We start from the raw sequence: 24953 nt of genomic DNA, 5'->3' as shown, positions 1-24953 counted from the left end.
GCCCGCTGGCTGTCTTTTATCTTTACGATAGCTGTCTTACTTCACCTTGTAAGCCTCGACCTCGGAGGTGAAGGCGAAACTGGCCGGGAAGTTGCCCGCCATCTTGTCGTGATGATCCAGATAGGTCAGGCGGATGTAGCGAGCCTCGGCATCCGGGAAGGTGATGCCAGCGCGCGTAGCCTTGCCCAGATCAAACACATGCTTGCCTACCTCTTTGAAGTCCTTGCCATCTGCGCTGACAGACACGGCCACGGTTTTGGTTGAGCCAATCTCCGGTGCGCCCAGGCTGACCAGGTTGATCGTGCGGGCCTGCTTCAGGTCGATGGTCACATGCTTCGGAAACTTCTCCGTGTTGCTCGTGGCATAGCAGTTCGGCGAGAAGGACGCCCAGGAACCGTCGGTGAGACCTGTGTCCCATCCATAGTTATTCTGGTCACTGCTGGTCCAGGTGCAGCCACGGGCAAAGTTCTCGCCCTGGTCAGGATCCACAGGCCAGTGCGTGTGGAAAGCCGTGGCAGGCAGACCGTCCTTGTCCATGAGGTTCGCGATCGCCAGCTTGCTCCAGGCAAAACGGGCACGGCGTGGCTCCGGCACCTTCGCGGAACTGATGATCACGCTGTCACCATCAATCTTCGCCTCGGCGGCCTGGAAGATGCCGTCACGACCGGCCACTTCAAAGTGCGAGAGCGGCTTGCCATCGCGCGAGGCCAGACCGTTGGCCGCATGATCAAACTTCACTCGGATCGTGCCGCCTTCAACAGCATGGCTCGCATAGAGCGGACCATTCGGATCGATCTCACTTTTGCCATAGGTCTTCGACATGGCCCAGAGCGAAAGACGGCGCGCGACTTCCTTTTTCTTAGCGGGATGAATGTCCGGCACCTCGCCGATGTCCGTGATCACCGTCATGCCCGTGTTCGGGATCTCCATGCACTTGCGCTGCGCCTGCCAGAACTGCGGCAGGATCTCCACATTCTCCTCGCCATAGTGGTAGGGCGCGATCTGCACAAAATAGAACGGCAGGTCAGCCTGCTGAAACACACTGCGCCAGGAGGCCAGCAGCGCCTTCGTCTTGTCTGTGTAGACAAAGCCCTCGCCGTGGTTTGACTCGCCCTGATACCAGATGGCTCCGCGAATGGCGAACGGCACCAGCGGATGGATCATCGCATTATAAAGGGCCGTCGGCGTGCCAGAGCCTGCACTGAGCGTGGCAGGCTGGGCAGGCATCGCTGACACCGGCTGCTTCTTCTCCAAAGCCTCACGTGTGGCTTGTGTCCATTTCTCAATCGCCGCGAGATGCTTTTCGTTCGCCGCGCGATAGGCTTCATCACCCGGGCTCTGGGCATGCACACTGGCCGCGAAGTCCTTCAGTTCAGGCACCGCATCGAAACCCGCAGCGGTCGTCCACGGCTCGATCCTCGTGCCACCCCAGGCGCTTTGGATCACACCCACAGGCACCTTGAGCTCTTCATGCAGCTTCAGCCCATAATAATAACCCACGGCGGAAAAGCTGGCGGCACTCTCTGGCGCGCTGCGCGCCCAGGCGGCAGGCACATCATCCTGCGGAGTCAGCGCCACGGTCTTCGGGATCTCGATCAGGCGCAGGTTCGGATGGGTCGTGTTCGGGATGTCCGCCTTGGTGTCAGGCTTCATCTGCATTTCCCATTCCATGTTAGACTGGCCCGAGGCCAGCCACACCTCACCCACTAGCACATCCTGCACACTCACCGTGCCCGCCTTCAGCACTTGTGGCTCGGCATTCGCGGGCATCGGGTCCAGCTTCACCATCCACTTGCCGCTCGCATCAGCCTTCGCGGTCTTCTTCTGACCGGCGAACTCCACCACCACTTCCTCACCCGGCTCTGCCTTGCCCCAGACCGGCACCGCCTTGTCGCGCTGCAGGACCATGTGGTCGGTGAAAATAGACGGCAGCTTCACCGCGGCATGCGCGGACGATAGGGAGATGAGACAGGCAACGAAAAAGGAAGGTTTCATGCAGGGCAGCCTTGTACGGAGCCGCTGCCAAACTTTCCAGGCATTTTCGTGGGAGCGCTAAAATCCCCGCATCACCCCACCGCGCCATCCCCTTCAGCTTCTGCCTCCCAGGTCCGCACCCTGGCATCCAGCCAGAAGGGCAGCAGCGGCACCAGTGAAGCCAGGAAAAGCCCCGCGCCTCGCATCATCGACCACCGTCCTGCCTTCATCGCCAGCGCCAGCGTCAGGCAAAACAGCACAAACAAGACTCCATGAAGCATTCCAACGACCCTCACCGCCATCGGCTCATGCCAGACATACTTCAACGGCATCGCGATACCGAGCAGTATCAGGAAGGAGACAGCCTCGGCAAGAGCCGTGAAACGAAACCAGCGGATGAATGACATGGCAGAAATAGGGGAACACAGACCTAGCCGAACACGGCGCAAGTTTCATGCGATAAAGCATCGCATCCTCACAAGTGCGCAAAATCGGGCCGGTTCAGAACAAGATGTTCTCCACAAACCGCTCCACATGCAGCGGCAGTTTGCGATGCTTGCGAGTGAGAGCCACCACCTCCCTCTCAAAGTGCGCTGCCATGGGCAGAATCACAATGGACTCCTTCCGGCGATACAAGGCCAGCGCACGGCGCGGCACCAGTGCGAGCCCAAAACCTGAAGCAACGAGGTTGATGATGAGGTCAAAGCTATCCAGCTCCATCGCAGGCTGCACGGACAGGTGCTGCCGGCTCATCCAGCGGCGCAGTGCCTTGCCCGTGTTCGTCGTCGCATCCAGCATGAGCCAGGGCTGGGCCTGCAGCCACACCTTCAACCGATCCTGCCTCTTCAGCGGAGCTTTGCCGGCCAGCTCAGCAGGCGCGATGAGTTCAAAGCGATCCTTGAACCGATGCGTGACCCGCACCGTGTCCGGCAGCGGCGAGGGCGGGCAGAGCACACCGATGTCCGTTTCATTCGCATCCAGTGCCGTGAGGATCGTGCTGCTGGGATGATAACTGACCCTGCAGACCACTTCGGGATGGCGCTGATGATTCGCGTGAAACAGACCCGGCATGTGCGCCATGGCCAGCGTGCGTGAAACACTCACCCGCACCTCGGGTTTCGCACTGCCAAAATTCGCATGCAGCCCGTCTAGAGCGGAGGTTACACTGCCAATGAGCCTTGCCGCTTCAGTCGCGAGAAACTTCCCGGCCTCCGTGACCTCCACCGAACGCGTGGTGCGCTGAATCAAGCTCAATCCCAGCCGTTGCTCCAGTGATTGCATCTGCCGGGTCAGGGCACTCGGAGACAAGCCAGCCTCACGCGCGGCTCGCGTGAAACTGCGATGCTTCACCACCAGATGGAACAGGTGCAGGGCATGCAGATCGAAGGGTTTCGTGGAAAGGTATTGTTGCACTGCCTGCAACAATACCTGCATTTAATGAATTTCACGCAATTTTTAGAGTGAGCGAAGAAGGGGCCTCACCCAAACCAACCCACCCGCTTATGGCTGACTTGCTTGACCGACTGCCGCAAAACGTCCCCGGACGTTTCTTCATTGATTCCACCTGCGTCGACTGCGGCATGTGCCCTGAAGACGTCCCCGCCGTTTTTCGTCGGCATGATGAGATTGGCCAGACCTTCGTTCATCACCAACCCGAAACTGCGGAAGAGGTCCAGCTCTGCCTGGAGGCCGTTTCTAACTGCCCTGTGGAGGCGATCGGGGACCTCGAAACCTCCTGATCCCCCTCAACTGCGACCTTGCCGGGAGGCAGAGATTCGTTTTTCGTGGGCTACCACCCATGACTCATCGATTCCTGCCTCTCGTCCTGCTTGCCTCAGGATTTCTCCATGCCCAAGAAGCCGCCACTCCGGCGGACAAGGTCAAAGTCGCCAAGGGCTTCAAGGTCGAGCTCCTCTATTCCGTGCCCAAGGAACAGCAGGGCTCCTGGGTGGCCATGACCCAGGACGACAAAGGTCGCCTCATCTGCAGCGACCAATATGGCGCGATGTATCGTATCACTCCTCCAGCCCTCGATGGAAGCCCAGGCGACACGAAGGTGGAGAAGCTCAGCGTGGACTTCGGCCACTGCCAGGGCCTGCTTTATGCCTTCGGCGCGCTTTACGGCATCGTGAATGACGATGCTTATCAGGGTCGCGGTCTGTATCGCTGCAAGGACACGAATGGCGATGACCAGTTTGATGCGGTGGAGCTTCTGAAAGCCTTCCCAGGCAAGGCTGGCGAGCACGGCCCGCACGGACTTGTGGTCGGTCCAGATGGCAACTCCATCTACTGCGTCAGTGGCAACCAGACTCCTGTCCCGCCGGTGGACGGCAGCCTTGTGCCCCAGAACTGGGCGGAAGATCAATTGCAGCCAATGCTGCTCGGCCGCGGCTTTATGCGTGATGTGCTGGCCCCAGGCGGCTGGGTGGCAAAGACGGATCCCGAAGGCAAGAAATGGGAACTCGTAAACACTGGCACGCGCAACACCTACGACATCGCCTTCAACAAAGGCGGTGATCTCTTCGGCTTCGATGCGGACATGGAGTGGGACACCAGCACGCCGTGGTATCGCCCCACCCGCGTCTGCATGATGCAGAGCGGTGGTGAGTTTGGCTGGCGCACCTGCAGCAAGAAATGGCCGGTGCGCTGGGAAGACAGCCTGCCTCCCGTGGTGGACATCGGCCCAGGATCGCCCACGGGCGTGGCCTTTGGTTATGGCGCGAAGTTCCCAACCAAATATAGCGAAGCGCTCTATATCTGCGACTGGAGCTATGGCAAGATGTATGCCGTGCACCTCACTCCCAATGGCTCCGGCTACACAGGCGTGACGGAGGAGTTCATGAGCGCCTCTCCCCTGCCCCTCACGGATATCGAGGTCTCCAAAAAAGACGGTGCCATGTACGTGAGCGTCGGCGGCCGCAAGGTGCAGTCGGGTCTCTATCGCGTGACCTACGTCGGAGAGGGCAGCATCGTCGAAGATCAGGGCAAACTGACCGGCCCAAGTGCCGAAAACGTGCTGCGCAAAAAGCTGGAGGCCTTCCACGGCAAGCAAGATCCGAAGGCCGTGGAAACCGCCTGGCCAGAGCTGGCCAACGCAGACCGCCTCATCCGCTTTGCCGCACGCATCGCCATCGAGCATCAGCCGCTGGAGCAGTGGCAGGACAAGGCCCTGAATGAAAAAGAACCGCGCACCGCGCTGACCGCCATCATGGCCCTCATCCGCTGCACGAAGAACGCAGACCTCCAGCCAAAGATCATCGCCGCGCTGAACAGCATCGACCTGAAGTCTCTCAAAGGCATCTCCCGCAACACGCTGATCCGTGACTACTGGCTCACCGTCAGCCGTCATGGCGAACCGAAGGACGACCTCGCCAAGAGCATCATCGACCGTCTCAATCCACTCTTCCCGACTCACGACGCCGGCCTCGACCGTGACCTGTGTGAGCTCCTGGTAATGCTTGGGGACAAGGGCATCGTGGCCAAGGCTGAGCCGCTGGTAAATGGCGCCCCGACCCAGGAAGAGCAGATCGACTACGCACGCATCCTGCGCATGGCCACCACCGGCTGGACGAAGGAACTTCGCCGCGACTACTTCCAGTGGTTCCTCCGCGCTGCGAACTACAAGGGCGGCGCTTCCTTTGATCTCTTCATCAATGAGATCAAGGCCAACGCCATCGCCACCATGACAGATGCGGAGAAAGCCGAGATCAAGGACGTGCTCGATGCCAAGCCAGAGCCAAAAGCCCCGAGCTTCACGCTGAAGCCCATGCAGTTTGTGAAGGCCTGGACACTGCCTGAGCTGGAGAAATCCCTCGGCGTGGGCCTTGAAGGCAACCGCAACTTCGCCAATGGCCGCAACATGTTCGGCGCGGCCACCTGCTTTGCCTGCCATCGCTTCAACAACGAAGGCGGCGCCATCGGCCCGGACCTCACCAGCGTGGCAGGCAAATACAGCCCCCGCGACCTTCTGGAGCACGTGCTCGATCCTAACAAAGAGATCAGCGACCAGTATGGCAGCACCGTCTTCACCAAGAAAGACGGCAGCCAAGTTGTGGGCCGCATCGCCAACATGAAGGAAAACATCATGATGGTCTGCACGAACATGATGGACCCAAATAACTTTACCAATGTGGATGCCCGCGACGTGGTAAAAACGGAAGAGAGCAAGATCAGCATGATGCCTCCCGGCCTGCTCTTCATGCTGAAGGAGGACGACATCCTCGACCTCCTGGCCTACCTCCTCAGCAAGGGCAATCCCGAGGACCCGATGTTTGTGAAGTAAACGACGCTGCGTGAATCATTCGCCGCCCATGGTCCTGTAAGACGATGGGCGGCTTTTTTGTGTCTCTTGTTAGGCTTGATCCACCTCACTCCAGCACCCCAGCCCAGTCACTCGGCATGCGCCAGTCGCCGCGTGGTGAGAGGGCCACAGAGCCGACCTTCGGACCATCGGGAATAGAACTGCGCTTGAACTGGTTCTGCGCAAAGCGGCGCAGGAACACCGCGAGCCATTTCTCAATCACCGCCGAGGTATGTTTTTCAGCAAAGGCAATCTGGGCAAGCCAGAGAATCTTTGCCGCAGGGCAGCCATGACGGACGAAGTGGAAGAGGAAGAAATCATGCAGCTCATAGGGCCCCACGGTGTCCTCGGTCTTCTGCTCCATCTGGCCATCCGCGCCCACAGGCAGCAGCTCCGGTGAGATGGGCGTGTCGATGATGTCATGCAGGATCTCGCCGGCTTCCTTGGCATAGAGCTCCGTGGCCGCCCATTCGATGAGGTATTTCACCAGCGTCTTCGGCACCCCGGCATTCACATGGTACATGGACATGTGGTCGCCATTGAAGGTGCACCAGCCCAGCGCGGCTTCCGAGAGATCACCGGTGCCGACAACAATGCCGCCAGTCTGGTTCGCCACATCCATCAGCACCTGCGTGCGCTCGCGGGCCTGCGCATTTTCATAGGTGATGTCATGCTGGCCGGGAGGATGACCGATGTCCGCAAAATGCTGCTCCACGGCCGCGCGGATGCTGATGGTGCGAAGCGGCACGTTCAGCGCCTCAGCGAGCTTCTCGGCATTACTTTTGGTTCGGCTGGTGGTGCCAAAGCCCGGCATGGTGATGGTCAGCGCGGCATCTGCCGGCATGCCGGCACGTTTCAGAGCCTCAATCAGCACCAGCAGTGCCAGCGTGGAATCAAGACCTCCCGAAAGGCCTAGCACGGCCGTCTTGCTTTTGGTTTGGCGGAGACGGCGCGCCAGACCTGTGGCCTGAATGGCAAAGATCTCCTCACACACGGCACGGCGATCCGCCCCGGCAGGAGGCACAAAGGGATGCGCGGCCAGAGGGCGCAGGAGCTTCGCATCCGTGCCACCGCCTTGACCAAGCGTGAAGCTGACCTTGCGGAAGACCGGACGAGATTCGTCATCGCGGAACGACGAGCTTTTGAAGCGCTCATGCTGCAGACGCTGAAGATCCACATCCGCGAGAGCAAACTTGGTTTGGAAAGAGAAGCGTTCCGTCTCACCCAGCAGCACCCCGTTCTCCGTGATGAGACCATGCCCCGAGTAGACGACGTCCGTCGAGGACTCGCCAGCACCGGCACCGGCATAGACATAGGCGGCGAGGCAGCGTGCGCTCTGCTGGCAGACGAGGTTGCGACGGTAAGGAGCCTTGCCCAGCACCTCGTCACTCGCGGAGGGGTTCACCAGCACGGTGGCGCCGGCTAGAGCGGCGTGGCTGCTAGGCGGGATCACCGTCCAAAGGTCCTCGCAGATTTCCACGCCGAGCACGAAGCCCGAGAGATCTTCAGCGGCGAAGACCAAGTCGATGCCGATCGGGATGCCATCTACCTCCGTAGCCCCGAGAGTTGTGGAGGGGGAAAACCAGCGGCGCTCGTAGAACTCACCCGAATTCGGCAGAAAAGTCTTCGGCACCACCCCGAGGATGCGCCCGTCCGCCAGCACAGCGGCCACATTATAAAGACGGCTTTCTGCCACCATCGGCAGGCCCACCACGACCACACAGCCAAGTCCGGCCGTGGTTTCGGCCAGGGTGGTCAGTGTCTCGCGGGCTCTTTTTAACAGAGCCTGATGATGGAAAAGGTCGGCGCAGGAGTAGCCGGTCAGGCTGAGCTCCGGGAAAAGAATGAGGCGCGCACCCTGGGCGGCCAGCGCCCGGGTTTCAGCCTGGAGCACGGCCAGATTCGCCGCCACATCGCCCAGAATCAACGTGGGGGAGACAGTCGCCACCCGGAGGAAACCATGGCTTTCACGGAGGCTGGAGGGGCTGGGCTGGACGGGCATGGAGAAATCTAGCACGGGTTCTCTGAGAGAGGGAAAGAGAAGTTGGGCCCATGGTTCTACCAGGAGATTGAGGCGCCCCTCCGCCGTTGGGCCTTCAAATGTAAGTTCTGCGTCAATCCAGGGGTTAAACCTTGCGGATTATTTTATAATAATTATAATTCAGGACGTCATGGTGAGCCGCTTTATCCTTTGGTCTCTACTTGCGGGGGCCGCCCTCGCAGGCGGGCTCATTGCCCACAAAAGGGGTGTCTGGCACGTCCTGGCCGTGGCGGTTCAGGAGCGCTTGAATGACGAAAGCCAGCGGTATTCCCCCACCCGCTTCCGGGTGGATCTGGTGGACCGGCTGAACTATTCCCGCATGGCGTCGAAGCGAGACGTCCTGCGAGTGGATCCCGAGATGGATGAATGGGTGCAAAAGCACTTCCCATCCATGGTCATTGATGACCTGGATGCCCTGACCAAGAAGATCCAGGAAGCCCTGCCCCGCTACTATCAGGTCTCCGTTTGCACTGCCGAAAGCCCGACGCTGCGGGTGCTTTTGGACGAATTTCAGAGTTTCTCCGACAAGACCGCGTCTGAGATGACCCATCTGGGCATCGCCGTGCGCCCTGCCATGGGCGGCCTGACCCAGCAGGCCCTCGTCGTCGTCGGGCAGCGCCTGCATGACTTCAGCCCGGAAGCCCTGACCGAGAAAAAGGACGAGGCCTTTTTCAGCCGCTGCCTCCATTGCAAGCACCCGCACATCGTCCGCGTCTCGCGTGAGCAAAACAGCCTCGGCCTCGAGTGCCCGGAGTGCCGCCGCACCTATGCGGTCGTGGCTGCGGACTCGGAAAGGAAGTTTCGCTATGTGAACGAGTTCCTCACCGGTTATGCGCCGCCTGCGGTGTTCGCCAAGGACATCTCGCGCATCTATCAGCTCTTCACCATCTGCTCCGCCGTGCATGGAAACTGCATCTACACCCGTGATCCCGGCGTGAAAAAAGATGCCACGGATGCCTGGCAGACCAGCCTGGAAACTCAGCGCCTGGGCCAGGGCGACTGTGAGGACTCCGCGATCTACCTCTGCGACTGGCTGATCTCACGCGGCTACAACGCGCGTGTGGCCCTGGGCCGCTATGGCGACCTCGGCGGCCACGCCTGGGTGGTGGTGAAAATGAATGATGTGGAGTATCTGCTGGAGTCCACAGAGTCCGCTCCAGACCCGCGCGATCCTCCGCTCGTCTCCAAGGTCGGCGCGCGCTATGTGCCTGAGGTGCTGTTTGACCGCTTCGCCCTCTATGTGCGCTCCACGCCCGGCCAGTCCTGGCGCAACAGTGATGGCTATTTCTCCGGCAAGCTCTGGACCCGTATCGAGCCTCGCTCCTTGAATCCTTCCACCGAGCCCCTTCCCGTCAGCAAGCTGACGGCGGACAGTGGCAAGGTGGACCCTTCTAAAATGGCGCGCACCAGCAAGCCAAGTCCTGCCGCGGCCCCCTTCCTCGAACTGGAAGACATCCCGCGTGATGCCGCCGTCTGGCAGATGCCCCTCGCCGTGGGCGCGCAGACAGTGAAGTAATGTTCGTTAGGCTTGACGCGCCTCGGCAGGCTCAGAGAGCCGCTTTCAAAGCCAGCGCTGCCTGCACACCCCGCGTGTAGGCTTCCTCAAAGAGAGCCATGCCGCTCATGTCCGTATGGGCAAAGAAGATGGGCGGCCGGTGAGCCTGCATGAGCTCGCGCTCCTTGCCCCAGAGAAAGCCGGGCCGCGGACGGATCATGCCATGCCCCCAGAGCCAGATGTCCATCTGCTGCACATGCTCGCGCAGATCGGGATGCGGTGCCGAAAACGCACCCAGCACACGCTCCGTCCATTGCGCATGAGTCTGGGTGAGCATCCACTCACGCGACTTCGCCGGCGGTGCCTCGCACAAGGCTTCGTAATGCGTGATCACGGTCTCGATCGGCCTTGAGCGCAGGGTCTGATGATTCGCATTCACATAGCCGAGCGAAGGCCCGCGATAGACCACATTGTCCCAGGCCGGATGGAAACCCGGGCTGGGAGGCAGTTCATCCAGCGTGAGGTTCGCCACCACCCACGGCGCATACTCCAGCCCCGGGATCGGAGTGAGTCCAGGAATAATCCGCTGCGCCACAAACCTCGGCAGCGCACAGATGGCCGCTCGCGCCTGGAAGCGGTTCATCTCCTCATGTTCGCAGTCAAAGGCATCGACCTCGACACCACCGCTTTCCACAGCCTCCATGCGCATCACCAGATGCTGCGCGCGGATCTCAGCATCAATGGCTTTTAAGTGCCCCACCAGCCAGCCATTCCCCTCTTCCCAGGTCAGCACGGTCTCATGCTCCGCATTTGCCGCCTCGCCCGTGCGGCTGGCGAAGTAGTGCAGACCGGCCCAGGCCGATACCTCATGGATGCCGCCACCAAAATCATCCCGGCAGGAGTAATCCACCTGCCAGAGCAGAGCTTCCGCGTTGAAACCCTTTTGGTTCAGCCAGGCGGCCATAGTGAGGGTGTCCAGCTCCAGCGCTTCAGGATCGCGTCTGCTGCGGTCCACAGGCAAAGAGAAGACCTGCTTCACACGCCACTTCTCGATCTCGTCGGCAAAGCGCTTGAACTGCTCACGGCCGTTGGCATCCAGCCCCGCCGTCGGCGAGATGCCTTCGTGCCACTCTCCATGAATGAACAGTCGCTCCTGCGGATCATGGCAGAGAGACATCTCATCATAAATCGGTCGGCCTGCAGCATCATGACCTTTGATGAGGCCGATCTCACCAAAGAACTCCAGCACCTCATGACAGTCCTTTCCTGGCAGCGGCACGTAGTGAGCACCCCATGGATAGGCATTGATGGCATTGCTCTCCGAAAGCGACGTGCCGCCCGCCTTCTCCTCCAGCTCCAGCACCACCACTTTCTCCACGCCTAGCTGCTTCAGCTTCCGCGCCGCCGCGAGCCCTGCCACACCACCCCCGACCACCACGACATCTGCTTTGATCGTGTGCGTAGGTTTCGGCAAAGCCCCCAGCGTGCGCAATCGATGCCCGATCGCATGCCCGCCGCCCACGATCCGTCCAGACACCGTCTGATCACGCGTGCACGACCCCGTGATCAAAGCCGGAGCCACGGCACTGGCAGCAAGGAAGCGTCGGCGGTTCATGACGTAAAACGAATCTCCAGATTCGTTGGCTGGGAGAAGCTCTGGTCCATGGTGAAAGGTGAACTTGGAAAACGAATTTGGAAATTCGTTCTACTTCGCCCACTCGTCCTCAAAATAGCGGACGAGGGCCTGGTTGTTCAGGCGGTTGATCTCGGTTTCCACGCGGGACATGTCAGGTGGAAATTTCGGGAACTGAGCCAGTACCTCTTCGGTCACAAAACGAAGGTCTGGAGGAAGCACGGCCGGGCCTGACAAAGATTGCTTCGAGGCCAAAACAAAACCCCACTCGCCAAAGCTGGGCACCATGGCGTGATAAGGCTCAGTCACGAGCCCGCAGGCGCGCAGCGTGGCATCCACGCACCAGAAAGACTGCCTCGCCACATAGGGGGAAGTGCTCTGCACGACAAGAGCCGCTTCAGGAGACATGCATTTCAGCAGGCGCTGGTAGAAGGTGGTCGTGTAGAGCTTGCCGAGGGAGAAGTTCGAAGGATCCGGGAAGTCGATGATAACAAAATCAAACGGCCCTCGAGCCTCACCGAGCCAGGTGAAGGCATCCGCGTTTTCAATGTGCAAACGCGGACTGCTGAGAGCGCCCGCATTCTGCGCAGTGAGCATCGGTGCACTGGCAAAGAGCTTCGTCATCGCGGGATCCAGATCACAGAGCGTGATGCCTTCAATGCGCGGATAGCGCAGCACCTCACGCGCCGCGAGGCCGTCGCCACCACCGAGGATGAGCACCTTCTTCGCTTGGGGAAGACGCGAGAGCCCAGGATGCACCAGCGCCTCGTGGTAGCGATACTCATCCCGGCTGCTGAACTGCAGATTGCTGTTCAGGAAGAGCCGCAGATCATCCTTCTGCCGGGTGAGGACAATGCGCTGATAAGGCGTGGACTCGGCATAGATCACCGGATCCGCAAAGGCAGCGAGCTCACCCCAGCCCGTGATCACATCTCCCTTCAGTAATCCAAAGAGCAGCACGCCCGTGACACTGAGACCCGTGAACCAAAGTCGACGCGCACCATTGAACTCTCCGCGCAGGAGATGAAGGGCCAGCAAGCCCACGCTGGCATTGATGAGGCCGAATAAAAACGCACTGCGCACCAGCCCAAGATGCGGCACCAGCACGAGCGGGAAGAGCAGCGAGGCCAGCAACGCGCCGATGTAGTCAAAGCTGAATACATTCGACACCAGATCCTTGAAGGCAAAACGCCCCTCCATGATGCGCAGCAGCAGCGGGATCTCCAGCCCGACGAAGCAGCCGATGAGAAACACCAGGCTGTAAAGCGGGATGCGGAAGCTGATCGTCCAGCCAAAGACCAGGAACAGCAGCGCCGCGGAGCAACCGCCGAGCAGCGCGATGAGAAACTCTACCCGGATGAAGGTGCGGATCAGGTTTCCGGTGACAAAGCGCGAGAGCCATGAGCCCACCCCCATGGCAAAGAGATACACTCCGATGATGGTGGAGAACTGCGTGACACTATCACCTAACAAATAAGATGCCAACGTCCCAGCAATCAGCTCATACACCAGCCCGCAGGTGGCGATGGCGAAGACGGAGAGCAGCAGAAGCCAGGGGCGAGGGGCCATGAAAGGACGGATGACGAAGTCCGAAGGGTGGAGACCCGGACTCAACGATGATCTGGAATGCTTCCTCTACTCAATGAATCGCCGCGGCGATGATGAGGCAGATGCCCAGCGCCGCAGCGCCCACGACAACGGCCAGCGCGAGGTTCTTTTCCTCGACGAGCTGTTTCCACAGGTCATAGGGAGTCAGTTTGTCCACGATGATGAAGCCGCCGACAAAGATGACGATGCCGAGGATGGCATAGATGAGGGAGTTGATGAGGATGGCGATGTCCATGGGAGTGCAGGTTGAGCTTGGTGATTACTTGTGAAAGAAGGACCCCCAGCCTCCACTGCTGGAGGAGTAACTGGGCCGGTAACGATAACTCGTGCTGTTGAGGGAGGAACGGCTCAGGCCCGGCCCCAAAAGTGCCCAGCCGTTGATGTTTGCCAGCGCCAGGTAGCCGCAGGACATCAGGGCAATGATGGTGTAGATGGGGTTTCTCATAGGTTAGTCATCACTGCTGACGTAAGGGTTGAAGTCGCTCTCCATCCAGCGCCGCTTCTCAAAGCTGCCGGCACGCAGAAGAGTCCACACCGGCCAGAGGCTGATACCGGCGATGCCCAACCAGAAGTTAGACCAGAAGATGCCGCCATGGCGGACCGTGAAGGTCACATTGGCTGAAGCCAGGGCCGGAGGTGCATCCGGTGTGAGTGCCAGATAGTATTCGCCGGCCGGAATGCCGGTGATGGTGACATTTTGCACATGGTCATCAGGTGCCGTGGTGTAGTTCGTCAGCGGAAAGATCACATCATAACCGCGCTTGGTCGTCGTCTCGACCAGCCTGCCTTTGAGTGCCAGATAAGTATCCTGCGCCAGCACCGAGGCCGCGCTGATATGCAACGGGGCGCGATGACCGGTGACTTTGAAGGTGCCGGTCGTGATGGTCTGGCCGTTCAGCGCAGGCTCATAGCTCGCCTGCACCTGGGCGATGTTCTTTTCCACACCCCAGCCCATGAAGAGGAACTGCAGGATGCAGAAGCCGAGGAGGAGCATCACAAACTTGCCTCGCACATCCTTCCACTTGTGATGATGCGGGTTCGGCTCGTTCAGATAAGGCCCCACAGGCGCTGGCAGCTTGCTGCCATCACGAAGGAAGGCCTTCTGCACCTCCAGGTGATTGATGTATTCGCCTCCAGACCAGGTGATCTCGTTCAATCCCGGCATCACCTCGGACGAAAGCACATGGGGCGGCGCGATGTGGTCGCTCACCGTGGCTCTCTCACCACTTTTGACACGCCAGTAAAACTCGCCCAGCACGTCCGTGGTCGTCACCTCCTCACGGGCGAAGAGCTTGAAATGCTCTCCATTCCAAACCGAGCCTGTGTGATGGCCTGGCAGGATGCTCACGATGGACCAGTGCCCTTTAAAATTCACCAGGAAGCGGAAGCCTAACCAGGGGTTGAACAAGAGATACTCGTCCCATGAGCACCACTTGTCCTTCCGTCGCATGAAGCCCACGACCTCCCAAAGCTCGTTGTTCAGCAGTCCCCGCGCTCCGATGGGCAGCATCAACTTCAGCTTGAGCGTGTTCTTGGACACATTCCCGATCTCCTTCAGATCCGGCGTGGTGGCATCCAGAATGCTCGCACAAGAGCCGCACACGGCGGACATCGTCTGGCCTTCGGCGCGCAGGTTGACGGGCGCACCACACTTCGGGCAGCTCATCGCAGTGCTTTGACGGCGGGTGATCTCCGCATCCTGATCCCAGCCAGGCACCTTGCGCAGCTCGCTGAGGTGCAGCTCATCAAACTGCGCATAGTCACCGCTGAAAAAGGCGCGCTCCCCCTCCACGATCTCGATGGTGCCGAACTGGCCTTTCGGTCCCGTGAGATCCAGACCAAGGCGCGACCACCCCGGCGGAGCGATCATGGGCAGCTCACCCTCGGCGGCGATGCAGCGCGCCTCTTTGACATCCGTGACCTGCCAGGACTCTCCCTGGATGGCCACCATCTTCCCGGCCGCCGTGCGCTCATCGATGCCGTGCAGGCTTACCGTCTGCGGAAAGCTGATCGTGTAGTAGCCCATCACCTCCGCGATCCAGCCAAAGGTGCCATTGCCGAAATCCGCATACCATTCGTTCCAAGAACCATCACCATAGTGCAGCCTCAACCGACCGAGCAGCGTGAATGCCCTGCCCTGCCACTGCCCCTTCGTGCCGAGTTTCAGCGGCGAGAGATCATTCGGCAGCTCTGCCATCTGGCCAAAGGTCGCCACATTGAAGTCTTTCCGCACCACGAGACTGCGGCAGTGCTCGCAAACCGAGGAGATGCTGATCGAGGAGTGAAAGACAACAGGTGCCCCGCACTGCGGACAGTCGTGGCGGCGTGCTGCGGGATGGATCGAAGGATCAGACGGGAGAGAATCCACGATCCCGATTCAAGCGGAGTTACCCCGTGATGACAAATACAAAGCGGACCTCATGTTTCCACGCAGCCCACACCGCGCATCCCTCAGTTCACGGGAATGCGCTCGGTGATGGGGAAGCGCTTGTTCAGCCAGCCAAGGAGGAAGAAGACGCGCAGACGCCAGCGGATGCCAAAGGGCAGCTTCGTGCACCCGGCCAGCACCGCATTGATGGCGCAGACCATGCGGAAGCGGTTGTGCGGCTGGAAGAAAAGCTGCGCAAAATGCAGCTTGTAAAAGTTCTCGATGAACTGCCAGAACTGGCTGATGCGCAGGCGATTGTCCTTCTCGTAGCGTTTCATGCCTTCAGTCAGTGGCTGGCCGAGGTTGAGCGCCTCATGCACGGCCTGCGCCCCCTGCTGACCGCTGGTCATGGCCAGCAGCACGCCACTGGAGAAGATGGGGTCAATGAAGCCCGACGCATCACCGACGCGCACGACCCGCGGAGACACCAGCTTGTCGTTCGTGTAGGAAAAGTCCGTCACCACATGCACCGGGGTCTGCTGCATGGCCTTGTCAAACCGGTCATTCACCACCTTGGTCGTGCTCACCGCATCATCAAAGACCTGCTGCGGCTCTTTGCGCATGGCCTTGAAGTCCGCCGCATCCAGCACCAGGCCCACACTGGTCTTGTTCGCCTCCAGCGGGATGAGCCAGAACCAGGAATTCTCCCGCCGGACAATGAGGATGTCTCCGTATTCCTCGCCCTGCGGCATGTCCACCCCCTCGAAGTGGCCGAAAATGGCGATCTTCTTGTGCCCGGAATAGTACTCACGGCGGGACTCGCGATTGGCGGTGAAGTTGGACAGGCCGCTGGCATCCATGAGGAAGGAGCCTTTCACCTCTTCCTCATCACCCTCCGCCGTGGTGTAGCGGATCGTGACATGGCCGTCATGCACCTGATATTCCTTCACGGTAGCCTCCTCGCGCACCTCGGCTCCGTTTTCACGGGAGTGATTCAGCAAAAGCTGGTCAAACTTCGAGCGCTCCACCTGCACCGCCTGAGGGAACTCAGTGAAGGAGCCTTTGGAGAAATTCAGCCGCACCTTGTGCGAGCCATTGCCCATCAAAAATTGCGCACCCCGCTTCGTGATGAAACCGGCCGACTCGATCTTCTCCCACACTCCGAGGTCATTGAAAATCTTCCGGTTGTAGGGCAGCAGGGACTCTCCCACGTGGAAGCGGGGAAATTTCATCTTCTCCAGCACCAGCACCCGCCGGCCCGCCTGCGCCAGCGTCGTGGCCGCAGTGGACCCCGCAGGACCTCCGCCGATGATGATGGCGTCATAGGTCTGGGAGGCGGAAGATGCGGCGGGGGTATCTGGCATGAGGGCGAGCCATTTTTAACGTTCACGGCCAATGTGCAACCCGGGAGGTGTGGCGCTGCACGAGATGGACGGAAATAATTCTCAATAGCGGGACGGCATAAGTGCCAGACTAAAAGAGCATTTGGATGAATCGCAGCCTCTGCATCAGTATACGTTGTCCATGCACCACACATACGATGCCATTGTCATAGGCGGCGGCCCCGCCGGAGCTAGCTCTTCTGCCATCCTGGCCGAATACGGTCACAACGTGCTGGTGATCGAGCGCGAGAAATTTCCCCGCTATCACATTGGCGAGTCGCTGATCCCCTTCACCTACTACCCGCTGGAGCGCCTGGGGCTGATCGACCGCATGCAGAAGTCCCACTTCGTGAAAAAGTACAGCGTCTGCTTTGTGCCGCCGAACGGCCGCACCAGCCAGCCCTTCTACTTCTTCACCCGCTATGACCGCGAAACCGTGGCCCAGTCCTGGCAGGTGCTGCGCTCGGAGTTTGACAAGATGGTGCTCGATCATGCCCGCGAAAAGGGCGTGGAAGTGCGTGAGCAGACCTCCGTGAAGGAACTGCTGCGTGACGAAAGCGGCCGCGTCATCGGAGTGCGTGCGGTGACGCAGGACGGCCAGGAAGTGGACTTCCATGGCAAGATCACCCTGGACTGTACTGGCAAGGAAGCCTTCACCACCGTCCGCAATGGCTGGCGTGTGCGTGACCCCTACCTGAACAAGGTGGCGGTGTGGACCTACTACAAAGGCTCCCGCCGTCTGGAGGGTGTCGACGAAGGCCAGACCACCGTCGCCTTTGTACAGGACAAGGGCTGGTTCTGGCACATCCCGCAGCATAATGACATGGTCAGCGTGGGCGTGGTGGCAGAAGGCAAATATCTCTCCCGTGATGGCGTGAAGAATCCGAAAGATATCTTCCATCGTGAGGTGGAGGAGAATCTCTGGATCAAAGACTGCCTCTCCGTCGGCGAGCAGGTGGGTGACTACTTCATCACCAGCGAATACACGCATCACGCCAGACACTGTGGCTCGGACGGCCTCCTGCTGGTGGGAGATGCCTTTGCCTTCCTGGATCCCGTGTTCAGCAGCGGCCTCATGTTTGCGCTGAAGAGCGGCGTGCTGGCTGGTGAGGAGATTCACAAAGGACTGGTGGAGGGTGACCTCTCCCCTGCCCGCTTCACTGAGTATGCCCGCGTGTTGCGCGAGGGTGTGGAGAACATGCGCAAGCTTGTCTACGCCTTCTACAATCCGGACTTCAGCTTTGGCCAGCTCATCAAGAAGCACCCGGATGCAGCAGGACCGGTCACCGACTGCCTTAGCGGTGACGTGAACAAGGACTACTCCGTGCTCTGGGATCAGATCCGCGATCTCGTGCCGCTGCCGGAGAATATGCCCCTCGGCGAACCAGCCTTGCGGGCCTAGACGGTCTCATTTCGGACGATGAACAAAAACACCCTCCTCTATCTCCTCACCCTGGCTGTCACCGTGGTGGGGATCATGGGCGTGCTGCACTTCGGTGCCAGCCTTCCCGCACCGGAGGGAGTCGCCGTAGTGGCCCAGGCGACCGCCGCTCCAGCGGCCGGCAGTTCGGTTGTAGGAGCCATGCAGGCGGGGCTGATGGCGAACTTCCATCACCCGCTGAGTCATCTCTTCGTGCAGTTGCTGGTCATCATCATGGCCTCACGCCTTGTGAGCTGGCTCTTTACGCGCATGGGCCAGCCGGGAGTCGTGGGAGAGATGGCGGCGGGCATCCTGCTGGGACCTTCCCTGCTTGGCCTGCTGGCCCCCGAGGCTTTTGCCTTCGTGTTTCCCGCAGACTCGCTGGGCGCGCTAAAACTGCTCAGTCAGGTGGGGGTCTGCCTCTTCATGTTCTCCGTGGGCATGGAACTGGATGTGCGGCAGGTGCGCAGCAAGGCATACACGGCCGTCATGGTCAGCCATGCCAGCATTGTCTTCCCCTATCTGCTCGGGGTTATTTTGGCGTACTTTTTGTTCAGCGGACTGGCAGGTGCTGGAGCTTCCTTCACGGCCTTCGCGCTCTTCATGGGCATCTCCATGAGCATCACCGCCTTTCCGGTGCTGGCGCGCATCCTTCAGGATCGCGGCATGACCAAAACCTTCCTGGGCAGCACGGCCATCACCTGCGCTGCGGTGGATGACGTGACGGCCTGGAGCATCCTGGCCTTTGTCGTCGCCATCGCCCGCGCCACGAGCCTCGCCGGCGCGGCAATGAACCTCATGCTCGCCTTGGCCTTCATCGCCATCATGATCTGGGTGGTGCGGCCTCTCCTGCCACGCTGGCTGGGCCAGTCAGAGATGGCGCGCGAGGAGCCCTCCAAGGGCACTCTGGTCACCACCATCTGTGTGGTGGTGGCTGCCGCGCTCAGCACGGAGGTCATCGGCATCCATGCGTTGTTCGGCTCCTTCATGGCCGGCGCGGTGATGCCTGAGGCCCATGGCTTCCGCCATAAGATCAATGTGCGCATCGAGAACTTCAGCTCGGTGCTGCTACTGCCGCTGTTCTTCGCCTTCACCGGCCTGCGCACGCAGATCGGCCTGCTAAACAGCATGCAGGACTGGCTGCTCTGCCTGCTGATCATCGCCGTCGCCACCCTGGGCAAGCTGGGTGGCAGCGCAGTGATGGCACGCTTCACCGGCATGAACTGGAGTGAATCCCTCCAGCTCGGCGCGCTGATGAACACACGCGGCCTCATGGAGCTCATCGCCCTGAACATTGGCTATGACATGGGCATCCTCTCACCGCGCATCTTCACCATGCTCGTCATCATGGCTCTGGTCACCACCATGCTCACCGGCCCGCTGCTGAGCCTTTTCGGCTCCAAGCAAACGGCGGCAGATGATCTCCGGCAGCCAACTCGTGCTTGAGCGGCCCCTCTTCCCGGTATCCTGTCTTCCCCAATGGATAACACTCTCCTTTCTGATGGTGACAATGCCTACGACGTGGTCGTGATCGGTGGCGCTCTGTCTGGCGCGGCCACCGCCACATTATTGCTGCGTCACAATCCGGGCATCCGGGTGCTCATCGTCGAAAAGGCGGAAAAGCTGGGCCGTCGTGTGGGCGAAGCGACCGTGGAGGTCAGCGCCTTCTTCATGACCAGAGTGCTGGGGATGACCCAATACTTGAATGAGAACCAGATCATGAAGCAGGGGCTGCGCTTCTGGTTCAAAAATGACGAGGTGCAAGGTGTGGCGGATGCCAGCGAACTTGGTCCCAAGTATCTCGCCCGCATCGCCTCCTTCCAGCTCGACCGCTCGACCTTTGACGAGGAGGTGCTGCGCCGCGCCTGTCTCGCCGGAGCTCAGCTGATTCGTCCGGCCACGGTCGCCAATGTGAAGCTGAACTCTGGTGGCGAACAGACGCTGGACGTGAAGCAGGGAGACCAGACCTACCGCGTGCGCTCACGCTGGATCGTGGATGCCTCGGGCATGGCTGCGCTGCTCGCCCGAAAAAATGGCTGGTGGGTGTCCAACACCGAGCATCCCACCGCCGCCTGCTGGTCACGCTGGAAAGGCATCAAGGATTGGGATGGCCGTGAACTGGCGCAGAAATATCCCGAATGGTCCAAGACCGTCTATGGTCTGCGTAACACCGCCACGAACCACATCATCGGTGACGGCTGGTGGAGCTGGTGGATTCCGCTCAAAGGCGGTGACGTGAGCGTGGGTTTCGTCCTCGACCAGCGGCTGGTCGACTTCCCTTCAGATGGCCGCAAGCTGGGCGAACGCCTGAAGGACTTCCTCATGAAGCATCCGGTCGCGCGCGAGATGATCGCTGATGCTGAGTATGACGAGGAGGACATGCACTGGCGCCGCAATCTCGCTTACTACAGCACCACTTTTGCAGGTGACGGCTTTGTGCTCGTGGGGGACGCCGCAGCCTTCATGGATCCCTTCTACAGTCCGGGCATGGACTGGATCTCCTTCACCACCAGCAGCGCCGTGAACCTCATCACTGAGCAGCGCATGGGCAAGCCGATGGTGGAGCGCGTCGTGAAGTACAACCGCGACTTCTCCGTCTGCCACAGCCGCTGGTTCGCGGCGCTCTACAAGGACAAGTATGAGTACATGGGCGAGTTCGACCTCATGAGCCTCGCCTTCCGGCTTGACCTCAGTCTTTACTACTGGGGCGTTGTCGAAGGCCCTTACAATCGTGGTGAGACGGCCCTGTTTGCACCGCCGTTCTCGCCACCGAGCGGCAAGTTCTTTGCCTGGCTGATGAGCAGCTACAACAGCCGTTTCGCGGCCATCGCCCGGCACCGGCGCGCCACGGGCATGCTCGGCAAGAAGAACCGCATGCAGCGCTGCCTCATCCCCGGATTCACGCTGAAGCGGAGCGATACCCTGCGCATCTTCCCCATGCTGGCCGAATGGCTCAAGCTGGAGATCACGGAAGGCTGGCGTAGCTGGGGTGCCCAGCCGGAATACCCCACCAAGCCACAACCTCAGCCCGTCGCTGAACCCATGCCAGCGCCCGCCCCGGCAGTTTCCATGGAGGCTTCGTGAGAAGCGGGGCAGGGTTGTCGCGTTTAATGCTAACCATGTCCCCCGACTCCCGCATTTCCGCGATCTCCATCCTGCTCCTGTCTCTGACAGCACAGGCCGCTGACATCCAGGTCCAACCCAGCCCTTCCGGGAAGCCTCTCGCCGAAGCCATCGCCGCTGCGGCAGCAGGTGACACGCTAACCCTGCAACCCGGCATCTACAACGAACGTGTGCGCGTGGACAAGAAGCTCACCCTCCAAGGCAAGCCCGGAGCCATCCTCGACGGTTCCTCATCTCTCAAAGTGGAATGGTCCGCAGCACCCGACATGCCCGGCGTGTTCATCGCCAAGTCTGACAAGCGCCCCGAGGGTTTGCTGGTGGACGAAAAGTTCATCGCCGAGATCCGCTTTGATCGTGCCGATGAAAAAGGTGACTGGCACTGGCAGACATTGCTCACCAAAGGCACACCACTCACAAGCTTCAAGCAGGTGCGTGCCCTGTGGATGTATCATCCGAAGGAGAAGCAGATCTACGTGCGCTTTGAGAATGATGCATCACCCGCGACTTTGAAGATGTCTGCAATCCTGTCAGACAAAGCCTTGATCGAGATTGCCGCTGAAGGCGTCATCGTCGAAGGACTCACCTTTGCCGCAGGTGTGGATGATGTCCGCCTCACCGAAGGCGCGAAGGACTGCATCGTCCGTCGCTGCAAGATCACCTCCTATGAAGGTGGCGGCATGGTGATCACCGGTGGTGCCTCGAACTGCACCATCGAAGACTGCGACATCACCCGCGGCGCCTTTGAAGAATGGCGTGCGAGCGAGGAGAACCGCCGCGAGAACTACGAGATCTGGCGCATCCACAAAGACGTCGGCAAGTATGACCGTGTGGGCATCGAACTCAATGGCGCCGGCACGCACAACCGTATCCTTCGCAACCATTTCGACCGCGTGTTTGATGGCATCTGCCTCGGCGACTACCGCGCCGAATCACTCGACAAGGAGCTACCTAGCCCCGATCACGGACGCGGCACGGAAATCGCGGAAAACGTCATCGAAAACACCCGTGACTCCGGCATGGAGCTCGGTGTGGGCTGCGTCGATGTGAACGTGCATCACAACACCCTGCGTCACACCCACGGCGGCCTGCGCTTCAAGGTGCCGCGCATCGGTCCCGTCTACATCCATCACAACCGCCTCATCGAGGGCACGCCGTTTAACATTTGGTTCAGCATGGATGCCTCGCCCGCGGAAGGTTACATCTACCACAACACCATCGAAGGCGGCGCTGATGCGGCCCTGGTCTATTCATCGTTCAACAACAAGAGCCGCACCTTCGCCACGCCGAAGTGGCATGTCGTGAACAACCTCGCCATCGGTGTCAAAGACGGCTTCTTCGATCAGCGTAAAGGCACACCACCGCGTGACTTCACCGACAAGAACAACATCAACACCACGGATGCCTCCGCCGCTGTCGATGCCGGAATCGACCTCTCCACCTATCGCAATGGCAAGCCCCTTCCAGGCTGCGAACCCGGCTACTTCAAAAGCAAAGCCCCCGATGCTGGCATGGACGAGCGTTGATCCACTAGTACGTTGTTCACGCTTCAGCGTGTTCAATGAACTTCGAAGCACACGTTGAAGCGTGAACAACATACTTCTGTCAGCGAGCCGCTAGCTGCTTTGGTCCAATTCTATGAAGCACCTCTTCTCAATACTTTTCCTCCTCACCTCCGCGCTCACCTCCGCGCTCACCGCCGCCGAATACCCCATCGCCAAAGTCATCACCAAAACCGGCGGAGAGTATGACGAAACCAAACGCTCCTGGCAGGGCATCCCGGGCATCGAACGCGCCTCCAACGGCCGCCTGTGGGCCACCTGGTATACAGGCGATGTCGGCGAAGGCGCCATCGGCAACTACATGATGGCCGCGACCTGCGAAGACGTGGGCAAGAAATGGTCCAAACCCATCGCCATCCAAGGTCCGAAAGGCATGCGCATTGGCGATCCCTTGCCTTGGATCGATCCCAAAAGCCGCCTCTGGCTTTTCTACACCCAGTTCACCGAGAAGACCGAAACTAGTCCCCTGCTCCGTGCCACCTTTGCCGTTCGTGCCGACGATCCGACACAAGCCGAGCCGCAGTGGTCCGCACCCTTCGTCGTCGCTCCCGATGGCATCCTCTTCGGCAAGCCGATTATTCGTCAGGACGGCGCCTGGATCGCCCCATTCTTCATCAACGGACCTTCCCTCAAGAATGCGGAGATCGCAGGCAAGGAAACCGGGACCCTGATCAGCACGGATGAGGGCACCACCTGGAAATGGCTAGGTGGCACAAGCCTGCCTGAAAACCTGCTAAACTTCAGCGAGGCCACTCTGGCCCAGCGCAAGGACAACAGCCTCTGGATGGTCATCCGCACCTCCGTGGGCCTCTATGAAAGCACATCCAAAGATGGCGGCAAAACCTGGGGCGAAGCCACACCCATGCCTGGCTTTGAGAAAGGTCCCTCCACCCGTGCCTGCATGAGCAAGCTCGCCTCCGGTGCATTCATGCTCGTGTATCACGACGCGCCGCCTAACAAAAACGGTGGTTTTGGCCGTGCCTGTATGACTGTGTGGCTCTCTGATGATGAAGGCCGCACCTGGCCCAAGAAGCTGCTGCTCGATGAACGCTCCGGCGTCTCCTACCCCGACGCCGTGCAGGCTCCCGATGGCCGCATCTTCATCACCTACGATTTGGGACGTTATCGTGCTGGCGACAAAGCCATTCTCGTCAGTGTTCTGCGTGAAGAAGACATTTGCGCCGGCAAGCTCGTGTCCAAGGACGCCAAGCTGAAGATCGTGGCGAACCAATGTTATGCTTATGGCAACCATCCCGATATCCGCGATGAGGAGAAAGTGGCCTCGCAGATGCCCGCCAAGGAGAAGTTTCATCTCTACCTGCTCATCGGTCAGTCCAACATGGCCGGGCGCGGTGTGATGACGGAAGACGATAGCCTTTCAAAGCTCCGCCTTCTGAAATTCTCCCAGCGCAACGCCTGGGCTCCCGGCACCGATCCCCTGCACACCGACAAGCCCGCCGCCGCAGGTGTGGGTCTCGGCACCAGCTTTGCCCGCGAGATGGCGGATGCGGACAAGGAGATCACCGTGGGTGTCATTCCCTGCGCCGTCGGCGGCACCCCGCTGCAGCGCTGGCAGAAAGGTGGAGATCTTTATGAGCAGGCTCTCGTCCGCGCAAAGCTCGCCATGAAGGACGGAACGCTCAAAGGCATCCTCTGGCATCAAGGCGAGGGCGATTCCGGCAAGGAAGAAACCGCCAAGACCTATGGCGCACGCCTTAGCCAGATGATCGCCGACCTGCGCGCCGATCTCGGCGTTGGTGAAGTCCCCTTCGTGGCCGGCAAACTCGGCGAGTTCCTCTCCAACACCACCCGCGATGGCAAGCCCAGCTTCTGGCCCCTGGTGAACGAGCAGATCTCTGCCATCCCCAAGACCGTCCCCAAAACCGCCGTCGTCGAATCCACCGGCCTCCACCACAAAGGCGATGGCGTCCACTTCGACACCCCATCCCTGCGCGAGTTTGGCAGAAGATATGCGAAGGCCATGGCAGGCCTAAAGTAGCCATCACACTCCGTGTGATGAGCTGAGCGCTCCGCCAAAACAAATAACCTC

18 protein-coding genes are annotated in these 24953 nt (G+C 60.1%); 8 read left to right on the top strand and 10 right to left on the bottom strand.

The features are described 5' to 3' along the window. Nucleotides 1-36: 36 nt before the first annotated feature. The 3 genes from BGE01nite_RS04890 to BGE01nite_RS04880 all read right to left on the bottom strand — a co-directional run bounded on the left by BGE01nite_RS04890 (nucleotide 37) and on the right by BGE01nite_RS04880 (nucleotide 3387). Nucleotides 37-1995, bottom strand: a complete 1959-nt coding sequence (locus BGE01nite_RS04890; protein ID WP_146849146.1) for a sialate O-acetylesterase — start codon at nucleotides 1993-1995, stop codon at nucleotides 37-39. Between the two features lie 71 nt (nucleotides 1996-2066). Then, complete coding sequence (locus tag BGE01nite_RS04885; RefSeq protein WP_146849145.1) at nucleotides 2067-2381, bottom strand: DUF3817 domain-containing protein; 315 nt, start codon at nucleotides 2379-2381, stop codon at nucleotides 2067-2069. A 94-nt stretch (nucleotides 2382-2475) separates the two neighbouring features. Continuing rightward, on the bottom strand, nucleotides 2476-3387 hold the full coding sequence (locus BGE01nite_RS04880) for a LysR family transcriptional regulator (RefSeq protein WP_146849144.1): 912 nt from the start codon (nucleotides 3385-3387) through the stop codon (nucleotides 2476-2478). Nucleotides 3388-3476: 89 nt separating this feature from the next. Here BGE01nite_RS04880 and BGE01nite_RS04875 point away from each other — a divergent pair, with 89 nt between their 5' ends. Both BGE01nite_RS04875 and BGE01nite_RS04870 read left to right on the top strand, forming a co-directional pair. After that, the gene (locus tag BGE01nite_RS04875; protein WP_146849143.1) at nucleotides 3477-3713 is read left to right on the top strand and encodes a ferredoxin; all 237 of its coding nucleotides are present in this window, start codon (nucleotides 3477-3479) and stop codon (nucleotides 3711-3713) included. A gap of 59 nt (nucleotides 3714-3772) precedes the next feature. Continuing rightward, a complete protein-coding gene (locus BGE01nite_RS04870) occupies nucleotides 3773-6256 on the top strand; it encodes a c-type cytochrome (RefSeq protein WP_146849142.1) in 2484 nt (827 codons plus the stop codon). An 85-nt stretch (nucleotides 6257-6341) separates the two neighbouring features. Here the strand turns inward: BGE01nite_RS04870 and BGE01nite_RS04865 are convergent, their stop codons facing one another. Next, nucleotides 6342-8276 (bottom strand): NAD(+) synthase, encoded by a 1935-nt coding sequence (locus BGE01nite_RS04865; RefSeq protein WP_146849141.1) that lies wholly within the window; start codon nucleotides 8274-8276, stop codon nucleotides 6342-6344. Between the two features lie 169 nt (nucleotides 8277-8445). On the opposite strand from BGE01nite_RS04865, the gene BGE01nite_RS04860 reads away from it, so the two are divergent. Further along, nucleotides 8446-9831 carry a transglutaminase domain-containing protein gene (locus BGE01nite_RS04860; protein ID WP_170266593.1) on the top strand — a complete coding sequence of 462 codons (1386 nt, stop codon included), beginning with the start codon at nucleotides 8446-8448 and terminating at the stop codon, nucleotides 9829-9831. Nucleotides 9832-9862: 31 nt separating this feature from the next. On the opposite strand, the gene BGE01nite_RS04855 is transcribed toward BGE01nite_RS04860, so the two are convergent. The 6 genes from BGE01nite_RS04855 to BGE01nite_RS04830 all read right to left on the bottom strand — a co-directional run bounded on the left by BGE01nite_RS04855 (nucleotide 9863) and on the right by BGE01nite_RS04830 (nucleotide 16783). Continuing rightward, the gene (locus BGE01nite_RS04855) at nucleotides 9863-11425 is read right to left on the bottom strand and encodes an FAD-dependent oxidoreductase (RefSeq protein WP_146849139.1); all 1563 of its coding nucleotides are present in this window, start codon (nucleotides 11423-11425) and stop codon (nucleotides 9863-9865) included. Between the two features lie 90 nt (nucleotides 11426-11515). Next, nucleotides 11516-13012, bottom strand: coding sequence for a polyamine aminopropyltransferase (locus tag BGE01nite_RS04850; protein WP_146849138.1), 1497 nt, complete (start codon nucleotides 13010-13012; stop codon nucleotides 11516-11518). A 70-nt stretch (nucleotides 13013-13082) separates the two neighbouring features. After that, nucleotides 13083-13286: a DUF350 domain-containing protein gene (locus BGE01nite_RS04845; RefSeq protein WP_146849137.1), complete on the bottom strand. Its 204-nt coding sequence runs from the start codon at nucleotides 13284-13286 to the stop codon at nucleotides 13083-13085. A gap of 24 nt (nucleotides 13287-13310) precedes the next feature. Next, nucleotides 13311-13496, bottom strand: a complete 186-nt coding sequence (locus BGE01nite_RS04840; RefSeq protein WP_146849136.1) for a hypothetical protein — start codon at nucleotides 13494-13496, stop codon at nucleotides 13311-13313. 3 nt (nucleotides 13497-13499) lie between these two features. Further along, the gene (locus tag BGE01nite_RS04835; protein ID WP_146849135.1) at nucleotides 13500-15419 is read right to left on the bottom strand and encodes a DUF4178 domain-containing protein; all 1920 of its coding nucleotides are present in this window, start codon (nucleotides 15417-15419) and stop codon (nucleotides 13500-13502) included. Between the two features lie 83 nt (nucleotides 15420-15502). Beyond that, on the bottom strand, nucleotides 15503-16783 hold the full coding sequence (locus BGE01nite_RS04830) for an NAD(P)/FAD-dependent oxidoreductase (RefSeq protein ID WP_146849134.1): 1281 nt from the start codon (nucleotides 16781-16783) through the stop codon (nucleotides 15503-15505). A 160-nt stretch (nucleotides 16784-16943) separates the two neighbouring features. Here BGE01nite_RS04830 and BGE01nite_RS04825 point away from each other — a divergent pair, with 160 nt between their 5' ends. The 5 genes from BGE01nite_RS04825 to BGE01nite_RS04805 all read left to right on the top strand — a co-directional run bounded on the left by BGE01nite_RS04825 (nucleotide 16944) and on the right by BGE01nite_RS04805 (nucleotide 24902). Then, nucleotides 16944-18203, top strand: coding sequence for an NAD(P)/FAD-dependent oxidoreductase (locus BGE01nite_RS04825; RefSeq protein WP_146849133.1), 1260 nt, complete (start codon nucleotides 16944-16946; stop codon nucleotides 18201-18203). Between the two features lie 18 nt (nucleotides 18204-18221). Further along, nucleotides 18222-19667: a cation:proton antiporter gene (locus BGE01nite_RS04820; protein WP_146849132.1), complete on the top strand. Its 1446-nt coding sequence runs from the start codon at nucleotides 18222-18224 to the stop codon at nucleotides 19665-19667. A gap of 33 nt (nucleotides 19668-19700) precedes the next feature. Then, nucleotides 19701-21305 carry an NAD(P)/FAD-dependent oxidoreductase gene (locus tag BGE01nite_RS04815; protein WP_146849131.1) on the top strand — a complete coding sequence of 535 codons (1605 nt, stop codon included), beginning with the start codon at nucleotides 19701-19703 and terminating at the stop codon, nucleotides 21303-21305. A gap of 35 nt (nucleotides 21306-21340) precedes the next feature. After that, nucleotides 21341-22867: a right-handed parallel beta-helix repeat-containing protein gene (locus tag BGE01nite_RS04810; RefSeq protein ID WP_146849130.1), complete on the top strand. Its 1527-nt coding sequence runs from the start codon at nucleotides 21341-21343 to the stop codon at nucleotides 22865-22867. A 112-nt stretch (nucleotides 22868-22979) separates the two neighbouring features. Beyond that, nucleotides 22980-24902 carry a sialate O-acetylesterase gene (locus BGE01nite_RS04805; RefSeq protein WP_146849129.1) on the top strand — a complete coding sequence of 641 codons (1923 nt, stop codon included), beginning with the start codon at nucleotides 22980-22982 and terminating at the stop codon, nucleotides 24900-24902. Nucleotides 24903-24953 lie beyond the last annotated feature (51 nt).

It is taken from the genome of Prosthecobacter gellanilyticus, from assembly GCF_007992435.1.
In the GTDB taxonomy this organism is placed as follows: Bacteria; Verrucomicrobiota; Verrucomicrobiia; order Verrucomicrobiales; family Verrucomicrobiaceae; genus Prosthecobacter; species Prosthecobacter gellanilyticus.
This window is presented reverse-complemented; position numbering and strand designations above follow the sequence as displayed.